This is a genomic window from Amaricoccus sp. (genome assembly GCF_036846665.1).
Taxonomy (GTDB): Bacteria; Pseudomonadota; Alphaproteobacteria; order Rhodobacterales; family Rhodobacteraceae; genus Amaricoccus.
In genome coordinates this window covers 1-10,266 of the sequence record NZ_DAIUBO010000135.1, presented here as the reverse complement: position 1 = coordinate 10,266, position 10,266 = coordinate 1, and the positions used below count along the sequence as shown (strand labels likewise).

Sequence of the window (10,266 nt, the reverse complement as noted above, 5' to 3'; positions counted from 1 at the left end):
CCAGGTGACAGCGCCGATCTTCCTGCTGGTGCCGCAGGTCAAGCTGCCGAAGCGGATCGATCTGGCGCGGGACGCCCACCGGGCACATGAGGCGGTCCCGGGGCTGATCGTGGCGAACTGGGTGGATGGGCGGATTGGCTGATGGCACCCGTGCAGACCATGCCAGCCTTCGCGACGTATTCGTTCCCTGGGTTAACTGGGCTGGTGCGGTGCCCCGCGCCGCACAGGCCAGACCTCCAGGACACCGGCGCACAGGACCAATGCGCCGCCGACGAGTTCGAGCGGCGCGAGCTGCTCTGCGGCGAGCACGGCGGCTGACACGGCGCCAACCACGACCTCCGTCATCAGGAGAATGCCGACACGAGCGGGCTCGAGCCGCACTGCCGCCCACATCAGGCTGGCGGTCGACAGCCCCCACCACACCCCTCCGGTCGCGATGGCCAATCCGAGGGGTGCAGCGAAACCGCCGCCATAAGGACCGCTTCGCAGGGGTTCCAGGAATGGCGCCAGGGTCAGGGCCGTGACCGCCGCACCGATGGCGAAGACGAAAGCTGCCGGTCCCGGATCCAAGTCTGATTTGGCACGCATTCCCGTTGTCCCGACGGACCACAGGAACCCGGCGAAAAGCGCCATCCATTCTCCCGCCCCCCGTGGCAGCGGAAGCTGCGCGTCCGCGCTCAGCATGATGGACAGTCCCGCCAGCCCTACCAGGATCGCCAGGACGCGCAGACGCGAAGTTTGCCAGCCCATGACGTATCGGCCGATCAGGGTGCTCCAGACGGGCGTGAGGAAGTAGAGCAGGATGATGATCGCGACCCTGCCATACATGAACGCGATCGAGTACAGGGCGAAGGCCGCCCCACCCAGGGCGATGGAGGCGAGAGCAGTGCGATCGGATCGCGCAAACTGACCCCGCCGCCGGATCGCCAGCGGGAACAGAAGGAGCGCCGCGGCGGTTGTGATGGCGACCGTTCCCCATGCGCCCGGCAGTCCCATCTCGCCCAGTGACCGCACTGGCAACCAGTAGACCCCCCAGAGGGCCCCGGTGAAGGCGACGATCGCCGTCGCCAAAGCTGTAGTCCGCTCGCTCGTCACGCGCCCATGCGTAGCCAGAATCTCTGAGGAGGCAAACCGATCCGAGCGACGCGCGCACGTGTATCAGCGAGCACACGCACGCTCCGAGTGATCAGCGAGGGCCTCGGGCGAGCCTCCTTCGCACTGGCAACGTAGGGACCGATCGTGCCCACGCCTCGTGAAACCATCCTCTCGGCGCTGCATGCCCTCCTGCAAACCCTGCCCACGCCCGTTCTCCGCGGCGAGGTCCTGCCCGAGCGCATGCCGGCCGCGGGTCTCCTGATCCTGCGCGATGGCGACCCCGGCGAGCCCGCGGTGACGCTCTCGCCGCTCCGCTACCACTACCAGCACCGCGCCGAGGTCGAGGCGGTAGTGCAGGTCGGCACCGGCCGCGACGCGGCTTTCGACAGCCTGGCCGCCGGCGTCGGCACCGTGCTCTCGGCTGACCGCACGCTCGGCGGGCTCTGCGACTGGATCGAGGCGGAGGCGCCGCGGCCGGTCGACCTCGCCCTCGACGGCGCCGCGGCGCTGAAGGCCGGGGTCATCCCGATCGTGCTGCACTACTCGACGAGCGACCCGCTCGTCTGATCTCCACCCTTCGAAGGACACCGGCATGGCACGCGCGCAAGGAGCGCGGGCGCAGATGGCGCTCGCATTCGAGACGGTCTACGGCACGGCACCAGCCGGCGGCTACACCCGGGTGCCGTTCGCCAGCACTTCGCTCGGCGCTGAGCAGCCGTTGCTGACCTCCGAGCTGCTCGGCTACGGCCGCGACCCGCTGGCGCCGATCAAGGACGCGGTGACCGCAGACGGAGATGTCGTGGCGCCGATCGACGCCGAGGCCTTCGGCTTCTGGCTGAAGGAGGCGTTCGGCGAACCGACCACCACCGGCACCGGCCCCTGGAGCCACGAGTTCCGCTTTGGCGGCTGGGTGCTGCCGTCACTGTCGATTGAGACGGCGATGCCGGAGGTCCCGCGCTTCGCCATGTACTCAGGCTGCGTCCTCGACCAGCTCAGCTGGCAGCTTCAGCGCTCGGGGCTCTTGACCGCGACGGCGAAGCTGGTGGCGCAGGGCGAGACGGTCGGCACGACGACGGCGGCCGGCACGCCGGCGGAACCGGCGGTCAAGCGCTTCGGGCACTTCAACGGCAGCATCAGGCGAGGATTGCTTCGCCCTGAGCAACGGTCTCTGCGGGAACCGCGGCAGTGGTGCCGTGGCCCCAGGTGGTAGCCAGAATGCCGGAGAGCGCCCGAAGGCGGCGCGGACCGTCCGTATGTCGATATCTGTCAGGGGCATTAGTTCATGTATCGGCATCACGGGTCTCCGTTCTGGTTCCCCTCAGATGCCCTTATCGATACGTTATAGCCAGATGAGCGAGCTCATGAGAGGATGAGACAAACTCATGAATGTGGAACCACCCCGAGAGCTACTGGACCGCTTGATCGCCTGCCTGCCGCTGCTCGTCGCAGTTTCTGAGGCCGGGAGCTTCGCTGCAGCGGCCGGGCGGCTCGATCTCGATCCGAGCGCGGTGAGCCACCGGGTTCGCAACCTCGAACACATCCTTGAGTTAAAGCTCTTCGATCGCACAACCCGGAGCGTCCGCCCGACCCGGGCCGGCGCCCTGCTTTGCGATGCGGCCCGGCGCACCACGTCCGATCTCGCCCGTGCCCTCACCGCCGCCCGCGAGTCGCGGCGCGAGGCGACGGTGCATCTCTCGGTCATGTCGTCCCTGGCGATGAAGTGGCTGGTGCCGCGCTTGCCGCTTGCCCGTGAGGCAGGCCTCGACCTCGCGCTCGACGTCAGCGAGGGCTTCGCCGACCTTGGCCCCGGCGGCGCGGACGCAGCGATCCGCTTCGGCATTGGCCCGTATCCCGGTCTGCACAGCACCCGCCTCGCAAGTTGCATGTTGCAGCCGGTGATCGGCGCCGGCCTGGAGGCCCGCTTCGGCCGTAACTTCGACCCGCTCGACCGCCATGGACCGATGCTCCTCGGCGACCTCGGCAGCGGCCGCAACCGGGCGCTGGTCTCGTGGGAGGAATACGCCCGTCGTCTCGAGCGGTCGCTCCCCGAAGGTACCCCACGTCAGGACTTCGACCGCTCCGACCTGATGCTCCTCGCGGCCATCAGCGGTTTCGGCGTCGCGCTCGGACGTTCTGTCCTCATTGACGATGATGTCGCTGGAGACCGGCTCTGTACCGTCGGCGCGCCGGTGCGGATCGAGGCCGCCTACTGGCTCGTCACCTCCCCCGAGGAGGCCGACGCCGAGCGCATCCGGTCGCTGCGCCAATGGCTCGCCGGTTGCTTCGCCGCATAGCCGGCCAGACCCGGATTGCCAGGCCCGGTTCCCGCCTGCTGCGAGAACTTGGCGCGGGTCGCGAGCGGCCTTCGGGACGTCACGCTCGCAACATTCCGACAAGCCACCCGTGCGGGCGCCTCAACTGACGCGGACCCCTCGGTGCGTTCGCGCGATCCTACTGTGCGACCGACCATCCACAAGGAGACACCTCGACATGCTCAGACTCGACCTCGTCGCAGAGCCGCGATGGCTCGACCTTGGACACGGTGTACGATTGCGCGTTGCCCCGCTGACCACAGCGCTGATGGTGGCGTCGCGCGGCGACCCTGCCATCGAGGTGCTGCCCGAAGCTGCCTCCGACGAGGAGCGGGCGCTGGTCTTCGCCAAGGCGATCGCCCGGCAGGCGGTGACCGATTGGGAGGGCGTCGGCGATGCCGACGGCAACCCAGTTCCGGTGACGCCGGGGGCCATCGACGCGCTCCTCGAGGTCTGGCCGATCTTCGAGGCGTTCCAGCTGCCGCGGCGAGATCGGGTTGATCTTCGGCTTGCCCGGAAACAGCCAGCCCTCGGGCCGGGCCTCGCGCCAGTAGTCCCGCAACAGCGCCAGCAGGCCGGGCGACAGCATCACCTTGCGGTCCTTGCGCCCCTTGAAGCCCTGGATCCTCTCGTCGTACTCGCATGAGCCCATCGGCAACCGGCTAAGGGGCGAGAAGGTGAAGCTGGTGATCGAGAAACCCGTCTTCACGTTTTTCGGGTTGTCGGTTTTCTCGACCTGGCAGCAGGTCCGCGAAGCTCGAGGTGTTCTTCGGCGAGAACCTCCGACCGGCGTCCTGGCCGGTTCGCGGTTGGCGAAGCCGTCGTTCGCCAACCGGAACTGGCCTCGAGCGCACCTCGGCGGTTAGCGTGGACGGACAAAGCAGACGGCAAATCGATGGGCCGATCTGTTAGGTAAACGCTCCCAGGAGGAACACATCATGGGTCGGAGCCGACTCCGCACGCCTATCTGCGACCTGCTCGACATCGAGTTCCCGATCATGCAGGCTGGAATGGGCGGCGTGACTTACGGGAACATCGCCGCCGCCGTCTCCAACGCCGGCGGACTCGGCGCGATCGGCGGGATCGACATTCCGGTGGACGAGTTCGAGGACGAGATCAAGCTCTTCCGGAGCCTGAGCGACAAGCCACTCTGCGTCGATCTCGGCTTTCCGATGAGCGCGCCGGCGGGACTGACCGACGTCGCAATGCCCGCCGAGGCGCCGGCGCCGATCAAGCAGCTCTACAAGGAGCTCGAGGCGCAGGGCGTCGAGGTGGTGCCGACGCACGACCAAGCGATCAGCGCCGCGGACAATAAGAGGAAGCTCGAGATCTCGCTGGCGCATGGCGTCGAGGTCATCGCCTGCGCCCTGGGGACGCCGACCTGGGTGGTCGAGGAGTGCCACAAGGCCGGCGCCAAGGTGATGAGCATCGTCGGTCTCGCCAAGCACGCGCAGAGCGCGATCCGCAACGGAACCGACGTCGTCATCGTGCAGGGCACCGAGGGCGGCGGCCATACCGGCGACGTCGGCCTCATCACGCTGCTCGCCGAAGTTCTCGACTTCTCTCCCGTCCCCGTCGTCGCCGCCGGCGGCCTCGCCAACGGCGCTCAGATCGCGGGGTGCCTCGTGCAGGGGGCGCAGGGCGCCTGGGTGGGCACGCGCTTTCTCGTCACCAAGGAGTCGCGGGCCGAGGACGACTTCAAGCAGGCGGTGATCGAGGCCGGGTACGATGCGACCCTGCGCTCGCCGATCTTCGACGGCCTGCACGTGCGCCAGCTCCGCAACCGCTTCACCGACGTCTGGAACGGCCATTGGGACGAGCTGCAGCCCTATCCCGTCCAGCGCGTGCTAACGTCGCCGATCAAGTGGGCAGCGCATCGCGCCAATCTGAAGGACTACATGAACCTCGCGGCCGGCGCGGCGAGCGGCCTGATCCGGGACCTGCCTTCGGCGGCCGAGGTTCTGGATCGGCTGGTCGAGGAGACGGTCGCGGCGCTCGAGACCACGGAGCGGCGGATCGAGTTCGCGAGCGCCCAGCCGGTCGCCGTCTGACCTGACGCCGCCGCCGGGTTCGCCCGGCGGCGGTTCCCGCTCGCCTTCGGGCGGGCGGCGAGGCATGCTCCGGGCGCCGATCCCCCAAAGGCGCCCACGGTGAGCACGCTCAACATCCCGATGCTGATCCGGAAGGTCGATCTGCTGACGCTGCGGCTGTTTCTGGCCGCCATCGAGGAAAAGCAGATCGGTCGCGCCGCCGCGCGGGAGAACATCGCGCCGTCGGCCGCGACCAAGCGCATCCAGGACCTCGAGGACATGGTCGGCGAGAAGCTTCTGGAGCGCCGCCCAACCGGCGTCGCCCCGACGGCGGTCGGCCAGCTTCTGGCGACCCACGCCCGGCGGATCTTCGACCACCTGGAGGAATTCCGCCGCGAGCTCGACGACGTGTCCGAGGGGGTTCGCGGCCGGGTACGCCTTGCCTCGTCCAAAGGGATACTGATCCGGCACCTGGCGCGCGAGATCGGCATCTTCACCGCGAACTTCCCCCTGGTCGAGATCGAGATCCACGAAGACATCAACCCGAACGTCCACGCGGCGCTGCTCGCGGGCGACGCCGATCTGGCCTTCCTCGTCGCGACGCCGGACCTTGTGTCGGACGCAATCGAAGCCATTCCCTATCGCAAGGACCGCCTGGTGGCGGTTTATCCGCTCGGGCACCCGTTCTCGACGAAGACGAGCGTTTCGCTGGCGGACCTGCTGGACGCGCAGCTCGTCACGATCCCGAGCGGCACGACCCTGATGACGCGGCTGCATGAGGCGGCGCGACGCGTCGGACGAAGCGTGCAGACTCGGCTCTCCGTCGCCAGCGTCGAGGCGGCGCAGAGCCTCGTCCGGGCCGGGCTCGGGGTGACGATCCAGCCGGATTTCATGCTGTCGAGCGATGACCTCGAGACGCTCGGCACGGTGCCTATCGCGGAAGACTGGGCGCAGCGCGAAATTGAGATCGGCGTGCTCAAAGACCGGCCGCTCGCCTCCGCTGCGAACCTGCTCATCCGGCAGCTCACGCGCTGAGGGCCGCGCCGCTTCGCGAACAGAGAAGCCGGACTTCGCCAACCGAGACTGGAGCGAGTCGCCTATTCGGGCATACTGCCAGCTGAAGCCAGCGGCCCGCTGCGCACGCGGTCGCAAAGAAATCAGCAAGAACTCGGAGGAACCAATGCGGTACTTCTTCGGCGGCGCCCTGGCGCTGGCGTTGGCGGCGATGTCCTGTGCCGCCGCAGCCCAGGAAGCGCGGCTTCGCGTCGCGCACCAGTTCCCCGCGAGCAGCTACATCTGGGTCGAGTCGGGGCAGGTCTTCGTGGACGCGGTGGGGGAGCTGACCGGCGGAGCGTTGCGATTCGACGTCTTCCCGGCCGCGCAGCTCGGCAAGGACAATGTCGCGCTCGTCAACTCCGGACTCGCCGACGTGGTGGCGCTGCTCCCGAGCTACACGCCCGAGAAGCTGGCCCTCAGCTCGGTGGCGGAGCTGCCCGGCCTCTTCGACACCGGCTGCGAGGGGACGGAGATGATGTGGGAGATCGGCAAGCCCGGCGGGCCGCTCGACCAGAGCGAGTATGCGCCCCAGGGCTTTCGCGCCCTCTTCACCGTCGCGACGACGCCCTACAAGATCATGCTGGTCTCGAAGCAGGTCTCGACCCTCGAGGACATTGCGGGGCTGAAGATCCGTGCCGGCGGCGCCGCGCAGGACCAGACGGTGCGAGCGCTCGGCGCGGTGCCGATCAGCATCTCTGGCCCCGAGTTGATGGATTCGGTCACGCGGGGCACTGTGGACGGCGCGATGTTCCCCTATCTCGCGCTGAAACCCTTCAGCCTCGACGACAAGTTCGACCATTCGGTCGAAGGCGTCCCCTTCGGCACGGCCGTGATCATTTTCGCGATCCGCACCGCAGCCTGGGAGGCGCTCTCGGACGCGCACAAGGCGGCCGCGCTGGAGGCCGGTGACCGGGCTCGCCGGCACTTCTGCGAATACATGGACGACGAGGACAGGCGCGTAAGGGACGAACTCGTCGCGAACGGCTTCGGCGCCACGACGATCTCGGGTGAGGAGGCGGCGCGGTGGCAGGCGCTCGTCGATCGGGTCGCCGAGGACAGGGCCGTCGAGATGGACCGTCAGGGCCGCAACGGCTCCGCGCTGCTCGAGGCGATGCGCGCGGCAGCAACCGGCAACTGAAGCCGGCGACAAGGGGAAACACCATGGGCTTCACTCTGACCCCGGTCCGCGACGCGCTCGGCGTCCGCCCCGGCCGACTGCTGATCGGCGGTGGATGGATCGACTGGGACGGCGAGCGCTTCGACCAGCTCAACCCGGCGACAAACGAGGTGATGGCGAGCTTTCCCGTCGCCGGCGAGCGGGGCGTGGACTTGGCGGTGGCCGCCGCCCGCAATGCGTTCGACGAAGGTCCGTGGCCGATGTTGCGGGCGCAGGACCGCAAGCGGATGATCCAGCCGATCGTCGACCGGATCTACGCGGCCGAGGAGGAGCTGCACAAGTTGCAGTGCCTCGACAACGGCATGCCCTATCATTTGACCCGCGGTTCGCGCGTCGGGGCGAAGGCCTCCGCCGACATGTTCGACCACTACGCCGGCTGGATCGACAAGATCAACGGCGAAACCTACCCGGTCTTCTCCGGCGCTTCGAACATGCAGTACCTGTCGTTCCGCGAGCCGGTCGGCGTCGTGGCGGCGATCCTGCCCTACAACGGGCCGCTCTACACCTTCGGGACCAAAGTCGGCGCGGCGCTCGCCTGCGGCTGCACCGTGGTGGTGAAGCCTTCGGAATACACCAACCTCGCGGTCTCGCGCATGGCCGAGATCCTCGCCGACTGCGACCTGCCGCCCGGGGTGCTCAACCTCGTGACCGGAGCGGGCGAGACCGGCGCCTCGCTGGCGTCCCATCCCGGCGTCGACAAGGTCAGCGTCACCGGCAGCCCCGAGGTCGGCGAACGAATCTATACCGCCGGCGCGCAGACGATGAAGCGGCTGTCGCTCGAGCTCGGCGGCAAGAGCGCCGGCATCGTCTTCCCCGATGCGCGCAGCGTCGCGGCCGCCGCGACCACGCTTATGGGCCTCTGCTCGACCTTCCTTTCGGGCCAGATCTGCTCGACGCCGTCGCGGGCGGTGGTGCACGAGTCGATCCTGGACGAGTTCGTCCACCACGCCCGCGAGCAGGTTAAGAAGGTCCGCTTCGGCGATCCGTTCGACCCCGAGACGACCTCCGCGCCCATCGTCTCCAAGCGGCAGATGGCGAAGATCCTCGGTTTGGTGCAGGCCGGGCGGGACGAAGGCGCGACCCTCGTCTTCGGCGGCGACGAGCCGGGCGGCGAGCTTGCGCAGGGCAACTGGATAAATCCGGCTCTGTTCACCGGCGTGCGCAACGACATGCGCATCGCGCGCGAGGAGGTCTTCGGCCCCGTACTGAGCGTGATCCGCTTCCGCACCGAGGAGGAGGCGGTCGCCATCGCCAACGACAGCGACTACGGGCTCGCGGGCGCGGTCTACACCACCGACATCAGCCGGGCGTTCCGGGTGGCGCGCGCCGTCCGCAGCGGGTCGATCGGGATCAACAACTACGCGAGCGTCCCGAACGCGCCGATGGGCGGCGTCAAGCGCTCCGGCCTCGGCCGCGAAGGCGGCTGGCAGACGATCGAGGCCTACACCGAGCTCAAGACCATCAACATCAACCTGGACGCCTGACGGCGGACCGGGAACGGAGGGGAACCATGCTGCTCGAAGGCCGCATCGCGATCATCACCGGCGGCTGCGCCGGCTTCGGTCTGGAGTCGGTCCAGAAGTTCGTCGAGCACGGTTGCAAGGTCGTCGTCGCAGACATCCAGGAGGCCGACGGCAAGGCGCTCGAGGAGAGGTTCGCCGGCGACGTCCGCTTCTGCCTGGCCGATGTCCGGAAGGAGAAGGCCATGCGCGACGCCGTGGATCTCGCGGTGAAGCACTTCGGCGGCCTTGACATCATGTACCACAACGCTGGAACCGTCGGCAGCCCTGCGGGGGTCGAGGAGATCACCGTCCAAGAGTGGAATGCGGCGATGGAGATGCTCCAGACCGCGACGATGCTGGCGATTCAGGTCGCGGTCGAGCCGATGAAGGCGTGCGGCAAGGGGTCGATCATCCTGACCTCGTCAGGCGCCGGCGTCAGCCTCGGCGGATCGGGACCCTACGCCTACACGGTCGCCAAGTCTTCGGTCACGATGATCGGCCGCTACGCCGCGCTGAAGCTCGGCAAGCACGGCATCCGCGTCAACACGATCGTCCCCGGCGCGTTCAAGACCGCCCTCTGGGAGAAGCACGCCCTCGGCGAGGGCATGGTGGCGGCCGACAACTTCGCGAAGATGCAGCCGCTCCCGATCGCGGGCAGGCCGCGCTACATCGCCGACGCAGCACTCTTCCTCGCCTCGGACATGGGCGAGTTCATCACCGGCGTGGTGCTGCCGGTGGATGGGGGCATGACGCTGCATCGGAATTCCTATGCTTCTATTGAAGGATGAGGCCCTGACGCGTTGGCAGGCGGGGCGATGGGCGCCCCTGCGGCCACAAGGCCAGAGGTAGCGCTGATGCCTATCGCCGCGCCACGGCCATCGCCGGCGATCAGCCTGCAGGCCAGGCGCTACGGTTGCTCCAAATGTGCAGGTGCCGCGCAGGAAGCCATTGCCGGGCCTTCAGAAGCACATCGCCGGTCTCGATCCCGCGCAGATCTCGCCGGACAGGATGATGACGATGTCCAAGTGTCGGTCTCCTATAACCCCGTAGAAAAACCGCAGCGCGCAGACGGTCTGGTTCAGCGCCGGCCAGGA

At 68.2% G+C, this 10,266-nt stretch carries 10 protein-coding genes and 1 pseudogene; 9 read left to right on the top strand and 2 right to left on the bottom strand.

The window, feature by feature from the left end:
- On the top strand, nt 1-142 hold a 142-nt coding region (locus tag V7050_RS13340; RefSeq protein ID WP_324410661.1), incomplete at its 5' end, for a DUF6441 family protein.
- Between the two features lie 50 nt (nt 143-192).
- Here the strand turns inward: V7050_RS13340 and V7050_RS13335 are convergent.
- On the bottom strand, nt 193-1,071 hold the full coding sequence (locus V7050_RS13335) for a DMT family transporter (RefSeq protein ID WP_324375310.1): 879 nt from the start codon (nt 1,069-1,071) through the stop codon (nt 193-195).
- A gap of 168 nt (nt 1,072-1,239) precedes the next feature.
- Here V7050_RS13335 and V7050_RS13330 point away from each other — a divergent pair, with 168 nt between their 5' ends.
- The 3 genes and pseudogenes from V7050_RS13330 (at nt 1,240) to V7050_RS13320 (ending at nt 3,389) form a co-directional block, all read left to right on the top strand.
- Entirely contained in the window at nt 1,240-1,662 is a 423-nt protein-coding gene (locus tag V7050_RS13330) for an acyl-CoA transferase (protein ID WP_324375312.1), read from the top strand.
- A gap of 25 nt (nt 1,663-1,687) precedes the next feature.
- A pseudogene (locus V7050_RS13325) lies at nt 1,688-2,236 on the top strand (phage tail tube protein); the annotation flags it as partial.
- Between the two features lie 241 nt (nt 2,237-2,477).
- Complete coding sequence (locus V7050_RS13320) at nt 2,478-3,389, top strand: LysR family transcriptional regulator (RefSeq protein WP_324375314.1); 912 nt, start codon at nt 2,478-2,480, stop codon at nt 3,387-3,389.
- 157 nt (nt 3,390-3,546) lie between these two features.
- On the opposite strand, the gene V7050_RS13315 is transcribed toward V7050_RS13320, so the two are convergent.
- The gene (locus V7050_RS13315; RefSeq protein WP_324375316.1) at nt 3,547-4,239 is read right to left on the bottom strand and encodes a hypothetical protein; all 693 of its coding nucleotides are present in this window, start codon (nt 4,237-4,239) and stop codon (nt 3,547-3,549) included.
- Nucleotides 4,240-4,345: 106 nt separating this feature from the next.
- On the opposite strand from V7050_RS13315, the gene V7050_RS13310 reads away from it, so the two are divergent.
- The 5 genes from V7050_RS13310 to V7050_RS13290 all read left to right on the top strand — a co-directional run bounded on the left by V7050_RS13310 (nt 4,346) and on the right by V7050_RS13290 (nt 9,960).
- A complete protein-coding gene (locus V7050_RS13310) occupies nt 4,346-5,458 on the top strand; it encodes an NAD(P)H-dependent flavin oxidoreductase (RefSeq protein WP_324375318.1) in 1,113 nt (370 codons plus the stop codon).
- A gap of 99 nt (nt 5,459-5,557) precedes the next feature.
- The gene (locus V7050_RS13305) at nt 5,558-6,472 is read left to right on the top strand and encodes a LysR family transcriptional regulator (RefSeq protein ID WP_324375320.1); all 915 of its coding nucleotides are present in this window, start codon (nt 5,558-5,560) and stop codon (nt 6,470-6,472) included.
- A 145-nt stretch (nt 6,473-6,617) separates the two neighbouring features.
- Nucleotides 6,618-7,631, top strand: coding sequence for a TRAP transporter substrate-binding protein DctP (gene dctP / locus V7050_RS13300; RefSeq protein ID WP_324375322.1), 1,014 nt, complete (start codon nt 6,618-6,620; stop codon nt 7,629-7,631).
- Between the two features lie 23 nt (nt 7,632-7,654).
- Nucleotides 7,655-9,154, top strand: coding sequence for an aldehyde dehydrogenase family protein (locus V7050_RS13295; RefSeq protein ID WP_324410659.1), 1,500 nt, complete (start codon nt 7,655-7,657; stop codon nt 9,152-9,154).
- A 26-nt stretch (nt 9,155-9,180) separates the two neighbouring features.
- On the top strand, nt 9,181-9,960 hold the full coding sequence (locus tag V7050_RS13290; RefSeq protein WP_324375326.1) for an SDR family NAD(P)-dependent oxidoreductase: 780 nt from the start codon (nt 9,181-9,183) through the stop codon (nt 9,958-9,960).
- Nucleotides 9,961-10,266: the final 306 nt, after the last annotated feature.

Coding starts and splice junctions, on each gene's coding strand:
- V7050_RS13320 (WP_324375314.1), top strand. CDS start 2,478: ATGAATGTGGAACCACCCCGAGAGCTACTGGACCGCTTGATCGCCTGC.
- V7050_RS13310 (WP_324375318.1), top strand. CDS start 4,346: ATGGGTCGGAGCCGACTCCGCACGCCTATCTGCGACCTGCTCGACATC.
- dctP (WP_324375322.1), top strand. CDS start 6,618: ATGCGGTACTTCTTCGGCGGCGCCCTGGCGCTGGCGTTGGCGGCGATG.
- V7050_RS13295 (WP_324410659.1), top strand. CDS start 7,655: ATGGGCTTCACTCTGACCCCGGTCCGCGACGCGCTCGGCGTCCGCCCC.
- V7050_RS13290 (WP_324375326.1), top strand. CDS start 9,181: ATGCTGCTCGAAGGCCGCATCGCGATCATCACCGGCGGCTGCGCCGGC.